The following is a 16,857-nucleotide window of genomic DNA, read 5'->3' as shown; positions in this document are numbered from 1 at the left end:
CTCCTTATAAAAGGTTAACTTCTTATTGAAACACTCCTACTATAATCTTAAAATCCCAATACACTTCTAACTTCAGCGTTATAAGACTGACTTACAGGAAGTTCTGTACCATCTTGAAGAAGTACCAATAGATTAGACGAAAAATCTCGTATGATGCGATCGATAAAAGATATGTTAACGATATATGAGCGATGAATCCTTAAAAAGGACTCAGGAAGTCGTTGCTGTAATTCCTTTAATGGAATATTTGTTTTATATGGTTCTTTGTCGGAATAAAACCATGTTTTTTTTTGTAGACTTTCCATGTATGCTATTTTTTCTATTGGTATTGGACGCCATTCTTCTTCAAGTTTGCCTGTCAAAAATCGATAAGGGGGAGCAGGTGGTACAGCTAGCTTAGGGGGAAGTATAACAACCACTACTGCATTTTCTTCATTTATTTTTATCGGATATCCTACCCCATAATAGGAGAGCTGAGAAGGTGTTTCATCTATTAAAGCTTCTGTTCTACAACCACTTTTTAAAACTAAATCTGCAATGCATCCTGGTTGTATCTTTTGTCCTTCTTTAATTCGTAAATCGTATTTCCCTGGCATGTAATAGATGTACTGATCGCCAATTGCTATTGCAATAGAGGCTTCTTTTGGAATCCATTCCTCTAGTAAACTACTATACTGTTTTAAATAATCTTTCGAAATTTCCATTGCATCTCCTCCAAATTCATAATTTTCTGCATTCGTCCTTCTTATTTGTTATTCATCCTAAAAAAATCCTCTCTTATCCTAAAAACGATACAAACAATTCTAATCTGTTATATATTAATGTACAAGAAATATAACTGTTATGATACAGTAAGAAAGTCATATTTTTCAGACAGTTATAATTAAAAAATTGAGGAGTGTGTTAAATATGTCAACGAGACAACAACAGGTGGAAGAATTACGTAAGGATTGGGAGCAAAATGAACGTTGGAAGGGGATTGAACGCCCGTATTCACCAGAAGAGGTAATTAAACTTCGTGGATCTATTCAAATTGAACATACATTAGCTCGTAAAGGTGCAGAACGTTTATGGAACTCACTTCATACAGAAGAGTTTATAAATGCACTTGGAGCTTTAACAGGAAATCAAGCAGTACAACAAGTAAAAGCAGGGCTTCAAGCAATTTATTTGAGTGGTTGGCAAGTAGCAGCAGATGCAAACCTTTCTGGTCAAATGTATCCGGATCAAAGCTTATACCCGGCAAACAGTGTACCTGCTGTAGTAAAACGTATTAACCAAGCTTTCCAACGTGCAGACCAAATTGACCATGCGGAAGGAAGAGAAGATGGTTTTGATTGGTTTGCTCCCATTGTTGCAGATGCTGAAGCGGGATTTGGTGGACCTCTAAACGTGTTTGAATTAATGAAAGGTATGATTGAAGCAGGAGCAGCAGGAGTTCATTTAGAAGATCAACTTGCATCTGAAAAGAAATGTGGACACTTAGGTGGTAAAGTACTTCTTCCAACACAAAATGCTGTTCGTAATCTAATAGCAGCTCGTTTAGCAGCGGATGTTTCAGGTGTACCAACTGTATTAATCGCTCGTACAGATGCTGACGCAGCAGATATGGTAACAAGTGATATCGACTCTCGCGACCATGATTTTATTACAGGCGAAAGAACTCCTGAAGGATTTTATCGTACTAAACCAGGGATTGAGCAAGCTATCGCTCGCGGCTTAGCGTATGCACCTTATGCAGATCTAATCTGGTGTGAAACATCTCACCCTAGCTTAGAGGAAGCAAAACAATTCGCAGATGCTATTCACGCAGAATTCCCTGATAAAATGCTAGCATATAACTGTTCACCATCCTTTAACTGGAAAGCAAACTTAGATGAAGAAACAATCGCAAAATACCAAGTTGAATTAGGAAGAATGGGATATAAGTTCCAATTCGTAACGCTTGCTGGATTCCATGCATTAAACCATAGCATGTTCGAATTGGCGCATGAATATAAAACAAACGGAATGGCTGCATACTCTAAACTTCAACAAGCAGAATTTGCAAATGAAACAAAAGGTTATACTGCTACAAAACATCAACGTGAAGTAGGAACAGGATACTTTGATGATATTTCTCAAGTAATTTCAGGAGGTACTTCTTCTACTACTGCAATGAAAGGTTCTACTGAGGTGGCACAATTTTCTTGAGAAGTAAGTTGATTGGAGGCTGAACGATAGATGGAACAAGCAATTACAAAAAAGATTGAAATCATAGGAAAAGAAGTAGAAGGAATTCAAGAAATCTTAACTCCCGAAGCACTAGACTTTGTAGCTTCTCTTCATCAGTTATTTGATGAAAGAAGAAAAGAATTGCTGGCAGCACGCCAAGTACGTCAAGAAAAGCTAGATAACGGTGGTACATTAGACTTTTTGCCAGAAACAAAAGAAATCCGTGAGGGAGATTGGACAATTGCTCCACTTCCTAAAGACTTACAAGATCGCCGTGTAGAAATTACTGGTCCAGTAAATCGTAAAATGGTTATAAATGCATTAAACTCTGGCGCAAAAGCTTTTATGGCTTGTTTTGAAGATGCCACTTCTCCAACTTGGGAGAATATGATTGAAGGCCAATTAAATATGCGAGATGCAGTGCGAAAAACTATTTCTTTTTCGCAGGATAATGGGAAAGTATATAGCTTGAAAGAGGAAGTGGCAGTACTTCTCGTACGCCCAAGAGGACTGCATCTTATGGAGAAAAACGTACAAATCGATGGGAAACCAATCTCTGGTAGCTTCTTTGATTTTGGACTTTATTTCTTCCACAATGCAAAAGAGCTTATCGCACGTGGAACTGGTCCATATTTCTATATACCAAAGTTGGAAAGCCATCTAGAAGCTAGGCTTTGGAATGACATCTTCGTTTATGCTCAGCAGCAACTAGGTATTCCAACTGGAACAATCAAAGCAACTGTGTTGATTGAAACGATTATGGCAGCATTTGAGATGGATGAAATTTTATATGAGCTACGTGATCATTCGGCAGGTCTAAACTGTGGACGTTGGGATTATATATTCAGTTATATTAAACGACTTCGCAATCAGTCGCATGTGATTTTACCGGACCGTGGTCAAGTAACAATGACATCACCTTTCATGAGAGCGTATACGCAGCTTTGCATTAAAACTTGTCACCGTCGTAATGCTTCAGCGATTGGGGGAATGGCAGCACAAATCCCAATTAAAGGCGATGATGATGCTAACGAAGCGGCTTTTGCAAAAGTAAGGGAAGATAAACGAAGAGAAGCAACGGATGGACATGATGGAACATGGGTAGCGCATCCAGGTTTAGTACCAGTAGCATGGGAACAGTTTGAAGAGCATATGCCAACACCTAACCAAATCCATCGAAAACGGGAAGATGTTCAAGTAACAGCTAAAGATTTACTCGAGGTACCGGAGGGGACAATTACAGAAGAAGGTCTTCGATTAAATTGTAGCGTAGGGGTTCAATATATAGCATCATGGTTGCGAGGGAATGGAGCAGCACCTATCAATAACTTGATGGAAGATGCAGCGACAGCAGAAATTTCTCGGACACAAGTATGGCAATGGATTCGCCATCCAGAAGGAAAACTAGAAGATAATCGTAAAATCAGTATTCCACTTGTAGAACAAGTGCTTACAGAAGAACTTGGGAAACTAAAAGGTACCTTTGGCAATGAAGCATACTTAAAAGGTAGATACACAGAGGCAGCTGAATTATTCCTTTCATTAGTGAATAAAGATGAATTTATCGAATTTCTGACGTTGCCAGGCTACGAGAAAATTAGTTAAAAAAACAGACTATTATAGGAGGTGATCTGCATGAAAATAAAAAATCAAGAAGTAAATACAAAACATTGTCGTGAATGTGGATGTGTTATTCAAGAGCAAGTAGAATCATCCTTATATGAATGTGAACGCTGCATCGGCATGAACGAAGAATAACTTAGACACATAGACAATGGAAACCACTATACAAAAAGCCCTATCCTTATTTTAAAGAGGGATAGGGCTATTCATATTCTCACTTTGTTAGACGAGTAGATTGAATCACCTTTTGTTCATTTTCTACTACATATTCAACGAGTATTTGCGTACTTTCCTCTAATCCTTCAAAGAAAGGAATGGCAACCTCAGATAGTCGCATAACTTCTGTTGCTCCATCAAGATTTTTCACTTCAATAGAATGAAGATCAATTTGTCCGACATAAGTGACTTCTTGTGATTCCACAACCAATTTTCCAGGAGTATGACTAGTTGGATCTCCCGCCCAATCATAATCAGTTTCGACCTTAAGATCTTCTAACCCTTCTGCAGTTGACCAAACGACCAAGTTATAAGAACCGGCTAGTACTCCTAAAAGTTCTTCTTGTAAATTTAATGGTATTGCCCATTTCTCACCAGGCTGAAGTTTTTTCTCTTCTATTTCTTGGATGAACATTTTGTTTGCTGAATATGTGTAAACGACTTCTTTTGCCTCATTTAATAGCTGAAATTCAATTTGCTGTCCACTAGACATAGTTAGGATAGTTTCTTCATTTGTTTGATTTATGATAATAAAGGAAGCGTCCCCCTCGGCCGTTATGTCAAGCCTAGTTGAAAAACTTTCCTCTTCACTTCCAGATTGCTGGTCTACATTACTCGTAGTTCCACAGCTTGCTAATAGGGATATAGCTAGTAGTAATACCCAAGGAATTCGTTTTATTATTTTCATACATTACACCTCCTGTTTAAAGATTAGACCATTTTTTGAAAGGAAAGTTACACCCGGGGACTCTTTTTTATTTTCGTTTAGGAACATCCTAATCATCTAATATGACAAGGCAGGATATTTATGAAAAATATAGAATAATTATTTTAATGTACAAAATAAGTTGGAAGAGGGGATAGGATGGGAGAGAGTAATTGGATTCGTACTAAATAGTCAAAATCCTAAAAAGCAGCTGAATTTTATTCGGAAGTTTTCGGAATTTTACCTTGCCTATTTGGTAGATACTGTCGGTCTGGGTTTTGGTTTAATCCAAAAAAAATAAGCTTTTGAATAAAAGAATGAAGGAGAGATAAGAGATGCCCTCTATATTTAAGAGAATTGATACTGTATTTTTACAAGTAAGTGATTTTGAACAAGCAATCAAATGGTACGGTGATGTGCTAGGGTTTAAGCTTAGATGGAAAGATGATATAGGTGGATATGCTGCTCTAGAGATTGGTGAAACACCTCTTACGTTAGTTCGTACAAACAGAAACGAGAAGCCGGTGAAAAACAACTATATTTCTTTCAACTTTTATACTTCTGACATCGAGCAAGCACATCAATATTTGGTGGAGAACGATGTAAACGTTGAGCCTATAAATGAAGATAAAAACGTTAAATGGTTCAAGTTTCAGGATTTAGAAGGAAATTATTTAGAGGTATGTCATTTTCAAGAATAGTTATTTTCAAACGGGTGCTGAAAAATTGATTTTCGGACCTTTGCAGGTAATGTAAGGACAGCTTTTTGGCGTTTAATGTTAGAATTTCTTTTGGATTAACCCTTTTCTCAATTAAATAGATGTTCACACTCCACAGAATCACCAAGTATCACAAATTGAACGTCAATCGTATACTTCAAAAGACGATATACAACAGAAACTAGATAATTCCTTAGTTGGGGATTGTATTACTCAACCTCAATACGAAGATTTTGTCTTTTCGTAATTGCAAAGAATGATCGCAAAGACATTAAAAGATAATCAAATGAATTGTATTTTGAATAAGCGTGCATAATAGTCATAGATAAAATATAAAGGATGATAGCATGATTTATATATATAATGACTATGGTGGAACGCATACCACAGCTTTGGCGGCAGCTTATCATTTAAAAGAAATTATTCAATCAGAACAACAGTTAACAAAAGAAGAAATATTAAATGTAAAATATTTCAATAAATTAACTAAGAAGGATGCTGGAAGATTCATTTTTCATGGTATTGATGAAAATGGAGACTCAGTGTATACAATTGGTCGTAAATCTTCTAAGCTTGTTGTTCCAGCATTAAAAAATCTTATATTCTTAATTCAAGATAAACATCAAATTAATGAAAAAATAATATTCTCTAATACATCACCGACTGTACCAACAGTGATGTCAATTGGAGGATTTTTTTCCAGAGGACTAAAAATTGATTTTATAGGAGTTCCATTATTAGTTCTAGGCGCCAAACAGTGTTGCGATAATATCTTTCGTTTGGTAGAAAATACGAAACAGTTGGGACATACAAGTGAGGATCAAGTTATTGTTCTAGAAAATATAGCTTTCAAAGACTAATTATTGGATACAGATTAAGAACCTAGTATTGATCTTTTATATTGATTCAATATATATTGAATACCTTTCATATTTTCTTTAAATTAACCGATCAAAAAATTCAACGAATATAATCTTCGGAATTCGATGTGATAAGAGAGAAATCGTAAATTGAATGGTAGTAAATATTAGGAACCTAATGTATAAAAGAATTGATTGTAATATCAAGAGCTTCCAGTGACTAGTAAAGATATGAGGTTAACTAAACAAAATAAGTAGAAAACCACCAACCAATTTGATGGAAGGTGGTTTAATTTTTTTTATTTAAATATAATTTTACCAAATGCATTTGTACCGTATTTTATTATCATGTACCCCAACGTCCCCCGCTCGATTTTACTTTGTACCCCAAATGTACCTCGTTTGTAAATTGAACCTTTCAAAAGCTTATAGTTATAGTAAATCGAACATGTAAATACAGGTTAATAAAATAGATTCTTAAGAATTTCTTCAGATTTATACTGCTGGAATGTTAAGAAATGAAGGTTACAATAAGAAACATAAGAAAGACATGCGAGGAGGCAAGAAGATGACCCAGTTTACTGTTTTAGTAACAGATGATGACCAAGATATTCGAGATGGTATCGAAATTTACCTGAAAAATGAAGGTTATAAAGTATTAAAAGCTGCAGATGGATTAGAAGCTTTGCAATTAATAGAAGAAAATGAAGTTCACGTCATTGTGTTAGATATTATGATGCCTAAATTGGACGGAATTGCAGCGACCTTTAAAATAAGAGAACAAAAAAATATCCCAATCATTATGTTAAGTGCGAAAGCAGAGGACTCCGATAAAATCCACGGTTTATCGGTTGGAGCGGATGATTATGTGACGAAGCCTTTCCATCCTATGGAGCTTGTAGCAAGGGTAAAGTCACAGCTAAGACGCTATACAAAGCTCGGAACCTATCAGGGACAGCAATCAGTAATCGAAATTGACGGGCTTACATTAAATCAGGAAGCAAAGGAACTTAGTGTGGATGGTGAATTTGTAAAGCTTACGCCAATAGAGTTCAAAATAACAGAGTTGCTCATGACGAACTCAGGTCGCGTTTTTTCTATAAATGAAATATATGAACGAGTCTGGAATGAACCTGCTTACAACGCAGAAAATATTGTAGCAGTACATATTCGTAAAATTCGAGAAAAAATAGAAGCAGATCCTAAAAATCCGAGGTATTTGAAGGTGGTGTGGGGCGTTGGCTATAAAATCGACAAGTAAATTGAATTTATTTCTATCCATAGTTGCAATTATATGTGGAGTGCTCTGTTTATCTTATTGTATAACCAATCTTGTTCCTATTTTTGAAATTAAGGAAAGCTTTATAGAAATTATCCAAACGATGAAAGGGGGAGCATCAGAGTGAAACATCCTATAATGAAAAATATAATCATTAGTATTTTGGCAGTTATAACGCTTTTTGGACTTTTTACAGTTATAGATGAGGGACGAAATTATATAGGCAAAAATTATTTTGATAGTGATAGATTTCAAGATGAATTAAGTAGTTTTCAATCCTCTATTGTCCCGTTAGTTTTAGCAGTTCCAGATATAGAGGAAGTAAAGAAAAATATCACAGTAACAAGACAAGACGTGGAAGAATATCGCTATCGATATGGAGGTCTACAAGAACAATTAGACTCTATTAGGTTTCAATACGAAGAAAGAACCGATGATGCATCGATTGAAGAGCGTAATAAAAAAATGGCAGATATTACGAAAAACTTCGAGGATAATGCTTATGTTGAAAAGAAAATCCTTATAGAAAAAGAAGAAAAAATTGAAGAATACTTTCAAACAATTGAAAGAGAAAAAAATAATTTTTTAAATACGAACGATGAATTCATTTATGATTTAAAAAATGTAGTGACAGGTGAACGTTTTACTAATGGAGAGGTAGATTCAAAAAATGCCTTTACAAAAGTGTACTCAAGTAAAAATGGATATTTAAAAGAAAATGTTATATTTGAAAGCGGAGAACTGCCATGGGATGTGACTAACTTAATAGGAAATAAATTTGCTCGATTTGAAGGAACGGTCGCTATTTCGGAAGCAAGTATTTTAAGTGGTAGCAGAGAAGATGAATATAAATATTTTATAACGAATCAACGAATCTTTTATGGAGTACTAGTAGTAGGAGTATTGGCAGCAGTTGCATTTGTATTATTATGGAAAAGAAACAGCAAGAATTTTAGATATGACAAAGCTGAGCAAAAGTATAATAAGTATCCAATTGATGTCAGACTCACACTATTCTTCATAAGTATTTATGTGGCAATTTTGTCTGCGAGAGAAATAATACAGTACGTTTTATATTATAAAGGATACGATCTCATTATTCTTACACCTATTATTGCAATAATTTTTACAGCTTTTACATTGTATCAATGGACATGGCTACGTGCTGGTATTGGTCATGTTGAATGGAAACAAAGTTTAATCTTTAGCTGGGGAAGATCGCTAGAAGGATTTTTCCTAAACCGAACAATTGCGGTTCAAACTCTAATCATGTTAATCGTAATTTTTTTCTGGGGATTCGGGACAATGTTGTTATTTCCAGTGCCAGAGGCTATTATTATCTGGATTCCTGCAACAATATTAATTGGGATACCAGTACTCGTGTTTTTATTATCGAGAATGTCTTATTTAAACCGTGTCATCGTAAAAACAGAGGAAATGGCAAAGGGAGTTCTTCGAGGGGAAATAGAGGTAAAAGGGAAATCTCCAGTTGCGCATCATGCTGCTAATTTAAATGAGCTTCGGAATCGAATAAATTCTTCACATTCCGAACAAGCAAAGAGTGAGCGACTTAAAACAGAGCTAATTACTAATGTAAGTCATGATTTAAGAACTCCATTAACTTCAATTATAACCTATACAGACTTGTTGAAGAATACTAGCATAACGGATGAAGAGCGAGCATCTTATATTGCAATCTTGGATAGAAAATCAATGCGTCTGAAAACATTAATAGAGGATTTGTTCGAAGTATCTAAAATGGCAACAGGCAACATAGAATTAGATAAACGAAAAGTGGATTTAACACAATTGTTGCAGCAAGCAATAGCAGAGCACCAAGAAGAGATTAATAAATCAGAATTAGATTACCGTGTATCAATCGGTACAAAACCAATAATGTCGTATGTAGATGGACAAAAATGGTGGCGAGTACTGGATAATTTAATCATTAATACATTGAAATATGCACTTCCGAATACGAGAGTCTATATCAATTTAGATTTAGTTGATGGAGAAGCAATATTTGTCATCAAAAATATTGCAAAGTATGAATTAGGCAATGATATAAATGAATTGACGGAGAGATTCAAACGAGCAGATACATCACGTCACACAGATGGATCAGGACTTGGGCTAGCAATTGCACAATCTATTGTAGAGCTTCACGATGGCAGCCTACGAATGGAAGTAGATGGTGATTTATTTAAAGTGACCGTAACGATAGCGGCGATTTAAAAGTAATACGAGAAATCCAGATATGGGTTTCTCGTTTTTTGGTTGCGCGGCAATGCTTTAGTTGGAAAGTACATTTTTCCGCGAAGAAATCAGGCGATTTTCGGTAGATTCTCTATGTGCCGTAACATTTTTTGCTAGCCGATATGATTTAGTTGGAATTTAGGATTGTTTAGTTGGAAAAATGGATGCTTTAGTTGGAATCTAAGGGCATTTAGTTGGAAAGTTCATTTTTCCGCGAAGAAATCAGGCGATTTTCGGTAGATTCTCTAGGTCTCGGAGTGTTTTTTGCTAGCTGTACAGATTTAGTTGGAATTTTAGAGTGTTTAGTTGGAAAAATTGATGATTTAGTTGAAATCTAAGGACATTTAGTTGGAAAGTTCATTTTTCCGCGAAGAAACCAGGCGATTTTCGTTAGAGTCTCTATGTCTCGGAGCGTTTTTTGTTAGACGCAATGATTTAGTTGGAATTTAGGAGTGTTTAGTTGGAAAAATAGATGCTTTAGTTGGAATCTTGGGGCATTTAGTTGGAAAGTTCATTTTTCCGCGAAGAAAACATGCGATTTTCGCTAGATTCTCAATGTCGCGGAGTGTTTTTTGTTAGCCGTAATGATTTAGTTGGAATTTTGGAGTGTTTAGTTGGAAAAATGGCTGCTTTAGTTGGAATCTAAGGGCATTTAGTTGGAAAGCTCATTTTTCCGGGAAGAAATCAGGCGATATTCGTTAGATTCTCTATGTCGCGAAGAGTTTTTTGCTAGACGCAATGATTTAGTTGGAATTTTGGAGCTTTTAGTTGGAAAAATGGCTGCTTTAGTTGGAATCTAAGGGCATTTAGTTGGAAAAACAGCTCAACTTGTTAGAAAAGGTACTTTAGCGGCGGATTTCTTCCAAGACATTGTGTTTCTGTAAAACATAATATCTTGATTTATTATCATTAACCGGGTGAAGATTTAGTTTTTTCAAAAGATAGTTGGCTGCGAATTTGTCTTTGAGTTCTAGGAAATAAACACATTCACGGTTGGTAATGGTATGTTTGACAAGGTAAAACCAGTCTTCAATTGCTTGGGTTTGCAATAGAATTTTAGGTGTTTTACATGTTGGACACGTGCTAGTATTAATTATTTTATTAAAGCATTTTGGACAAAATAATCCCGTTTTTATTTGCGAGAGTTCTAGTGGATAAGTTTGAGCTATAGGTTTAGGGGTGAACTCTGTAGTTTTAGAGAGTAAGCTATTTAGAAGTTGATGGAATTTAGTAGTAGAAATGATATCTGAATATTGATTATAATTGTTGATGTATTCAGATATATCGCATCCCATTACAATGGTCGTATCTTTTGGAGGAAGCACAACATGTGTTTTAGAGTAAGCGAGAACAATAAGGCTTTTAATAGGCATATCTATCTTTAAGGATTTTAATAGGGTTTGCAAGTTATTGATGTGTCGTTTTATTTGTTGCTCAGGACATTTAAAAGCGGTAGATTCGTCGTCAAGAACACGAATTAACTGGTCGGGGTTTTTTTGAAACAACAATTTGCCTCGAATATTTTTTATTTCTAAAACGGCAATATATTTTCTTGTAAGGATAAGCGTGTCTATCTGTAGATAATTATGCGGACTAATTGGAATATGGAGATCCTTTAAAATAGCATAATGTTTGGGGAAGTTTACTTGTTTTAAGAAATTGTCAACGTACGACTCTCCAGAATAACCAGCTTCAATTGCTCTGATTTTGTTATCAATTTCAAGGGAAGTAGGGTGGTGTAAAGGGAGGCGCCGAAGTAAGCGTTTGTATATTTCGACTGATTTAGGTAGATTTCGTGGTAGATCTATAGAAAACCCTCCTTAAGTTTAGTGAGTAATGCATTGAAAATACCATTTTTCTAGTAATATAACAAGTAGAAGATAGAATAGTTGGAAAAACTAAAGTGTTTAGTTGGAATAAAAATTCAGTTAGTTGGAAAAATACATGCTTTAGTTGGAAAAACTAAAAAAGGGGTTTAACAGCGGAATGGAAACACTAAACCAATTGAATTTTGCACGAATTTATACATTGGGGAGAATCAAACAGAGTAAAGAGAGTGCATGGGATATAAAACCAAGCGGATTTAACAATACGATTCGATGGAATGTAGGTCATATTTATGTAAACGGGGAAATCCTCACGCAAAAAGCTATCCCATCTTATGAAATCGTACACCCAGAATGGTCACCTCTGTTTGTTCCGGGAACTAGCCCAGATGAATGGGATATCGAGCCTCCGACTATAGAAGAGCTAATAACGGCATTAAAGCTACAATCTGATCGAATAAAGGAAGCAATCGAACCTAATTTACACAATCAATTAGTAGAATCCATGTCTATTGGAAATATGCTCCAAATGGATACGGTGGATGCACTTGTGCAATTTATGGTATGGCATGAAGGAGTGCACGCTGGAATTATACACGCTTTAAATCGCGCAACGACGGAATAATAGATGAAAATATATATCGTAGGATCCGTTGGTAGTGGTAAAACAACTTTAGCTCGAAAGGTTGCTCGAAAGCTTCAAATAGCCCATTTTGAAACGGATAATTTTGTGTGGACACATCAGCCGACCGGTGATATTCGAAATGAACCGGAAGTTCGGGATTATTTGTTGTTAGAGGCGATTAATCGAGACGCTTGGGTAATAGAGGGAGTCCATATCGATTGGACTGATGCAGGGTTAGAGGAATCCGACCAAATCATTTTTTTAGATATTCCTTTTAGGAAAAGAACATGGCGAATTGTACTCCGATTTATCCGACAATTACTAAAAATAGAAAAAGCGAATTACCAACCGACTTTTACTATTTTTCGTCGAATGTTCAAGTGGAATATATACTTTGAAAATGAAATGAAACCAGTTTTTCTTGTGAAATTTAATAAATATGAGAAGAAAGTGCATACGCTACGAACAGATAAAGAAGTAGAAGGCTGGTTGAACCAATTAGAAAGAGGATGATGGGATTAGCATCATCCTCTTTCTATGTAAAAAAGGAAATACCTATTGGTTATCCCTTTTTCTTTAGCATTTCTATTTCGTTCACTAAATAGTTTAACTTACTCTGTATGTCGGAAAGCTGATCCTTTTGTTCTTGGTTAGCTTGTTTTACTAATTTAGCTCCTTGTTCTTCTTTATCTTTAGCTTGAGCCAGTTCTGATAATGCAATACCTTCACTGATAGTTTCTATAAAGTACCCAAAAGTAACAACGACAGAGCCAATGAATGCAATAATATCGCTTGTTGGTATCTCATTATTTGGGTCTTCAGGGAACATGCACACTAACATCCTTTACTCCGTCTTTTCATTTAGTATATGTCAAATAGCAATCATACGTTATTTTTTCGATTGCACGAGTTGATGCTCGAATGCATAAATAACTGCTTGCGTTCGGTCGCTTACTTCTAGCTTAGATAAAATATTGCTCACATGAGTTTTGGCTGTTTTCAATGCAATGAAGAGAGAGTTGGCTATGTCTTGATTTGTTTTGCCTTCTGTCATAAGCAGTAATACTTCGAGCTCTCGATCCGTTAAGTCTTCGTGGAGTGCGTGTTCGGAACCTTGGCGCATGCGTTTCATCATTTTATTTGTAACCTCTGGCTCTAAAACTGCATCACCGTCTAACGTTTTACGAATAGATTCCGCGATATGGGATGCTTTGGAAGTTTTCAGTAAATAGCTGATTGCTCCTGCTTCAAGTGCCGGGTATACTTTATCATCATCGATAAAACTCGTAACAACCATTACTTTTGCTTCCGGCCATTTTCGCACAATTTCCCGAGTTGCTTCGGCACCATTTAGGATAGGCATGACCATATCCATTAATATAATATCTGGTTTATGCAATAGAGCCATTTCAACAGCTTCTTGACCATTTGTTGCTTCCGCTACCACTTCCATATCGGGCTGAGCCTGTAAATATGCAGACACACCGATTCGAACCATTTCATGGTCATCCGCTAACAATATTCGAATCATCTTTAAGCTCCTCTCTCTTCACTATTTCAACGGGCTCAATGCTTTTCTCTATCGGTAGCTTCACTTCCACAATTGTTCCTTGTGAAGGAACGGAAACTACTTTGCACGTAGCACCGATTTCGACTGCTCTTTCTTTGATATTCTCTAAGCCGTACGAGCCTGTTTTAGCATCCACCATCTCAAAGCCAACCCCATTATCCTGCACTCGGAAAATAGCGAGATTATCACGTTCTACGAATAAAATATCGACCTCTGTAGCCTTTGCGTGTCGTAATGTATTGGATAAGGTTTCCTGTGCAATACGGAATAAGTGGTCCTCAGCACCTTTGGGTAATGAAACCTCTTCTAATCGATATCGAATTGTAAAAAATACTTTCTGTTGGAGCTCTAGGAGGAGTTCTTCCATGCCTTGCTTCAGCGTTTTATCATGTAATGCAGCTGGACGAAGATGGAGCAGCAAGGCCCGCATTTCTAATTGGGCTTGTTGAACAATTCTTTCTGTTTGTAGTAAATTTTTAGGAGCTTCTCCGTGCTGCGCCTCCTCTAATTCCACCATCGTTGAAAGAAGCATAGATGCCGCAAATAATTGTTGAGAAACCGAATCATGCAGCTCCCTTGCCAAGCGTTGTCGTTCTTGCACGATTCTTTCCTGAATAAGCTTATCTTGGGCTTCCGCTTTTTCATTTGTAATACGTTTCAACGTTTTTCGCTGGGTCAATATGAGCTGCTCTAATTGATTGGTGGTAACATGTAATCGTTTCGAATATGCATATTTTTTATTTTTTGGTAGGGAATTTTCTGCTTCTAATAACGGTCTCAAACTCGATTCTATTTTCTTTTCCTGATCACGAACTTTTTGAAGTGTGTTCAATGAAAAACTAAAACTCATAAAAGCCAATACAATAATAATCCAGGCACCTAAAGGTAGACCTGCATATGTAGTCTCTAGTAGTGACCACCATGCATTATCATTTGGCCAGCCCCACAGTGCATAAAGTAAAAGAGTTGCAAGTGCTAATAAAATAATAAAGATGGAAAAACCTTGCCCAAGAACTATCTTCATTTGCGGATCACCTCGATATCCCCTATCCATGTCGATACAGTAATAACTAGTTCAGATGCATAGCTAATATCTTCTTGATATCCATCTTTCAATACAACCGACTGATTCCACAACCGTTGAACTCCTCGACCAAATATATTCGCCTCTCCGATAATTGTTGCATAATGGAGTCTTACGGGGATTTCATAAGGAACATAAATTGTAACTTTTCCGAGCGACTGGCGTATGGAAATAAAGGATATACCCTTTGGTAAAACTGTTTGTGTTACATCAATAACGTGCTCTCCGTAAAAGCCCTGAACATGTACGTCTTGCCATTCATATGCATTAAATGGAGTTGTTTGCGAAGAAAATAACTTATTTTGTATCACACTGTTTGGTGTTTCTTTATAAACCGTATCAAATGGCCGAATCACTTGTTGAATCGGTTCATTTTTCCAAAGTTTATACAGTACATACGCCATAATAGCCATGAGTAACAGTCTTAAACTCCACATTGAAAAGACAGCGATTAATATTAAGATAAATCCTGTCCAAAATAAAAAACGAGTGCGTTTGCGTAAGCTAAAATAAATCATCCCGATGCCAAGAAGGACTAATACAATACTGCCGTTACCAAAAATTGTTGCTTCAATGAACATTAGAAAAACGAAGCAAATGAGGATAAAAGCAAGCTTGTTTGTTTGATTTTCTTTCAATTGAGTATTCCTCCTTCTTCGCATAGTGAGATAAGAGGAGAAGATTTCTTCCCCTCTTATATATTAAACAAGATAGCATTACTATTCTACTGAGTAATTGCCAGGCGCCGGCCGCTCGAGGTCAAATGACAATTTCCTCTGATGGCTGAAGAACTGCCTCCTCGGTAATCGTCATTTGCTTTTGCGGCTAAAAAGGCGACTTACGCTTTTCTTATAGTTTACACAATTTCAGTCTTTGGTTGTGCATTTTTTTCTAACATTTCAAGACGTTGTTCCATTGAAGTTATTTCATGTTCTTTTTCTATCTTTTGACCAAGGCGTTCGATGTATTGTTCCATATCTTGGAACGTGCCAAAGTTTTTTTCTTTTTGTTCTGGTTGCAGAATGCGATCCATTTGGTGGTGAGCACGTGTTACGTTTTCTTTGCCCATTAATTGTAATTGACGAACTTTCATATCTTTAATTTTATGTTTCATTTCTTCGTATTTACGTTCTAAACCAAAAAGCTCTTCTGTTGTTTGTTGAATGCTGTTTTGTAAGACGGAAGTTCTTTCACTATAAGCATTTAATTCAGCTTGAGCGAAAGCAGATAAGTCTTCTTCGCCACTTGCTGTAGCAAGTTCTACTTGGTTTTTTCGTTTTTCAACCATTTGCATCGTTTCAGCAAGTTCTTTTTCAAGTTCTTGTTTTAATTTTCCTTGGCGTTCTAACCATTTACCTGTTTGTTCAGTTTGTTTTTCCGCTTCGCGGATATATTGATTGAGCATAGCAATTGGATTTTTTTCTTCTTTTTTATCAAACAACTTGTGCAGGTCAGCCTCTACTGAGTATTTCAATCTTTTTAATAATGATGTCATGTTATTTTCCTCCTTATTTTGAAAGTTCGTTCCATTGTTTTTCGAAATTTACAAATGGGTCATCAGATTTAACAGCTGGTGCTGAAAAGCTAACGGGTTCGTTATTCCATTTTTTAATAACGTACCAAACACCTACGATTGCTAAAATTCCGAAGAAACCAGGTACGTTTGCAACTGCTGAAAGCAACCCGACGATTCCTACACTTGCCCAAAAGATTTTTAAAAACGTAGAATCGCTTTTCAGGTAAAAATGTATCCCTGCGTAGACGATTAAAGCAGAAACTGCTAAACCTAATAAACTCCCTAAGTTTGCAACTGCTACAACCCCTGCGATAATACCAAGTACTAATAAACCAAATTTTTTCATGTGATTGTTCCTCCTCT

At 36.2% G+C, this 16,857-nt stretch carries 20 protein-coding genes; 11 read left to right on the top strand and 9 right to left on the bottom strand.

What is annotated here, in order from left to right; all coding sequences use genetic code 11:
• Nucleotides 1-47 precede the first annotated feature (47 nt).
• A complete protein-coding gene (locus WAX74_RS09750; protein ID WP_336497465.1) occupies nucleotides 48-704 on the bottom strand; it encodes a LytR/AlgR family response regulator transcription factor in 657 nt (218 codons plus the stop codon).
• 205 nt (nucleotides 705-909) lie between these two features.
• Between WAX74_RS09750 and aceA the strand changes: the two genes are divergently transcribed.
• The 3 genes from aceA to WAX74_RS09735 are packed head-to-tail and all read left to right on the top strand — an operon-like array spanning nucleotide 910 to nucleotide 3,972.
• The gene (gene aceA / locus WAX74_RS09745; protein WP_336497464.1) at nucleotides 910-2,193 is read left to right on the top strand and encodes an isocitrate lyase; all 1,284 of its coding nucleotides are present in this window, start codon (nucleotides 910-912) and stop codon (nucleotides 2,191-2,193) included.
• A gap of 30 nt (nucleotides 2,194-2,223) precedes the next feature.
• Nucleotides 2,224-3,819 (top strand): malate synthase A, encoded by a 1,596-nt coding sequence (gene aceB, locus WAX74_RS09740; protein WP_336497463.1) that lies wholly within the window; start codon nucleotides 2,224-2,226, stop codon nucleotides 3,817-3,819.
• Between the two features lie 30 nt (nucleotides 3,820-3,849).
• Nucleotides 3,850-3,972 (top strand): YhfH family protein, encoded by a 123-nt coding sequence (locus WAX74_RS09735; protein ID WP_336497462.1) that lies wholly within the window; start codon nucleotides 3,850-3,852, stop codon nucleotides 3,970-3,972.
• A 79-nt stretch (nucleotides 3,973-4,051) separates the two neighbouring features.
• On the opposite strand, the gene WAX74_RS09730 is transcribed toward WAX74_RS09735, so the two are convergent.
• Complete coding sequence (locus WAX74_RS09730) at nucleotides 4,052-4,741, bottom strand: BsuPI-related putative proteinase inhibitor (RefSeq protein ID WP_336497461.1); 690 nt, start codon at nucleotides 4,739-4,741, stop codon at nucleotides 4,052-4,054.
• Nucleotides 4,742-5,094: 353 nt separating this feature from the next.
• On the opposite strand from WAX74_RS09730, the gene WAX74_RS09725 reads away from it, so the two are divergent.
• The 6 genes from WAX74_RS09725 (at nucleotide 5,095) to WAX74_RS09700 (ending at nucleotide 10,673) form a co-directional block, all read left to right on the top strand.
• Complete coding sequence (locus tag WAX74_RS09725) at nucleotides 5,095-5,460, top strand: VOC family protein (protein ID WP_336497460.1); 366 nt, start codon at nucleotides 5,095-5,097, stop codon at nucleotides 5,458-5,460.
• Between the two features lie 365 nt (nucleotides 5,461-5,825).
• On the top strand, nucleotides 5,826-6,338 hold the full coding sequence (locus WAX74_RS09720) for a DUF3189 family protein (RefSeq protein ID WP_336497459.1): 513 nt from the start codon (nucleotides 5,826-5,828) through the stop codon (nucleotides 6,336-6,338).
• Nucleotides 6,339-6,906: 568 nt separating this feature from the next.
• On the top strand, nucleotides 6,907-7,599 hold the full coding sequence (locus tag WAX74_RS09715; RefSeq protein WP_336497458.1) for a response regulator transcription factor: 693 nt from the start codon (nucleotides 6,907-6,909) through the stop codon (nucleotides 7,597-7,599).
• Between the two features lie 141 nt (nucleotides 7,600-7,740).
• On the top strand, nucleotides 7,741-9,852 hold the full coding sequence (locus tag WAX74_RS09710) for a sensor histidine kinase (protein WP_336497457.1): 2,112 nt from the start codon (nucleotides 7,741-7,743) through the stop codon (nucleotides 9,850-9,852).
• A gap of 215 nt (nucleotides 9,853-10,067) precedes the next feature.
• Nucleotides 10,068-10,211 carry a hypothetical protein gene (locus WAX74_RS09705; protein ID WP_336497456.1) on the top strand — a complete coding sequence of 48 codons (144 nt, stop codon included), beginning with the start codon at nucleotides 10,068-10,070 and terminating at the stop codon, nucleotides 10,209-10,211.
• A 318-nt stretch (nucleotides 10,212-10,529) separates the two neighbouring features.
• Nucleotides 10,530-10,673 carry a hypothetical protein gene (locus WAX74_RS09700; protein WP_336497455.1) on the top strand — a complete coding sequence of 48 codons (144 nt, stop codon included), beginning with the start codon at nucleotides 10,530-10,532 and terminating at the stop codon, nucleotides 10,671-10,673.
• A 45-nt stretch (nucleotides 10,674-10,718) separates the two neighbouring features.
• Here the strand turns inward: WAX74_RS09700 and WAX74_RS09695 are convergent, their stop codons facing one another.
• Nucleotides 10,719-11,570, bottom strand: a complete 852-nt coding sequence (locus tag WAX74_RS09695; RefSeq protein WP_336497514.1) for a nuclease-related domain-containing protein — start codon at nucleotides 11,568-11,570, stop codon at nucleotides 10,719-10,721.
• A gap of 289 nt (nucleotides 11,571-11,859) precedes the next feature.
• Here WAX74_RS09695 and WAX74_RS09690 point away from each other — a divergent pair, with 289 nt between their 5' ends.
• On the top strand, nucleotides 11,860-12,324 hold the full coding sequence (locus WAX74_RS09690) for a DinB family protein (RefSeq protein ID WP_336497454.1): 465 nt from the start codon (nucleotides 11,860-11,862) through the stop codon (nucleotides 12,322-12,324).
• A gap of 3 nt (nucleotides 12,325-12,327) precedes the next feature.
• The gene (locus tag WAX74_RS09685) at nucleotides 12,328-12,837 is read left to right on the top strand and encodes a P-loop NTPase family protein (RefSeq protein ID WP_336497453.1); all 510 of its coding nucleotides are present in this window, start codon (nucleotides 12,328-12,330) and stop codon (nucleotides 12,835-12,837) included.
• A 49-nt stretch (nucleotides 12,838-12,886) separates the two neighbouring features.
• Here the strand turns inward: WAX74_RS09685 and WAX74_RS09680 are convergent, their stop codons facing one another.
• From WAX74_RS09680 to WAX74_RS09655, 6 genes are all read right to left on the bottom strand, one after another.
• On the bottom strand, nucleotides 12,887-13,153 hold the full coding sequence (locus WAX74_RS09680; RefSeq protein ID WP_336497452.1) for a hypothetical protein: 267 nt from the start codon (nucleotides 13,151-13,153) through the stop codon (nucleotides 12,887-12,889).
• 60 nt (nucleotides 13,154-13,213) lie between these two features.
• Nucleotides 13,214-13,855, bottom strand: coding sequence for a response regulator transcription factor (locus WAX74_RS09675; protein ID WP_336497451.1), 642 nt, complete (start codon nucleotides 13,853-13,855; stop codon nucleotides 13,214-13,216).
• Nucleotides 13,830-14,918 carry a sensor histidine kinase gene (locus WAX74_RS09670; protein ID WP_336497450.1) on the bottom strand — a complete coding sequence of 363 codons (1,089 nt, stop codon included), beginning with the start codon at nucleotides 14,916-14,918 and terminating at the stop codon, nucleotides 13,830-13,832. The genes WAX74_RS09675 and WAX74_RS09670 overlap by 26 nt, the downstream gene beginning before the upstream one ends.
• On the bottom strand, nucleotides 14,915-15,616 hold the full coding sequence (gene liaF, locus WAX74_RS09665) for a cell wall-active antibiotics response protein LiaF (protein ID WP_336497449.1): 702 nt from the start codon (nucleotides 15,614-15,616) through the stop codon (nucleotides 14,915-14,917). Before liaF ends, WAX74_RS09670 begins: the two co-directional genes overlap by 4 nt.
• 218 nt (nucleotides 15,617-15,834) lie before the next feature.
• Nucleotides 15,835-16,473 carry a PspA/IM30 family protein gene (locus WAX74_RS09660; protein WP_336497448.1) on the bottom strand — a complete coding sequence of 213 codons (639 nt, stop codon included), beginning with the start codon at nucleotides 16,471-16,473 and terminating at the stop codon, nucleotides 15,835-15,837.
• Between the two features lie 13 nt (nucleotides 16,474-16,486).
• Complete coding sequence (locus tag WAX74_RS09655; protein ID WP_053590958.1) at nucleotides 16,487-16,840, bottom strand: lmo0954 family membrane protein; 354 nt, start codon at nucleotides 16,838-16,840, stop codon at nucleotides 16,487-16,489.
• Nucleotides 16,841-16,857 lie beyond the last annotated feature (17 nt).

Source organism: Psychrobacillus mangrovi (genome assembly GCF_037104765.1).
GTDB classification, from domain to species: domain Bacteria; phylum Bacillota; class Bacilli; order Bacillales_A; family Planococcaceae; genus Psychrobacillus; species Psychrobacillus mangrovi.
Note: the sequence above shows the minus strand (reverse complement) of the source record. Positions and strands in the feature narration are given on the sequence as shown.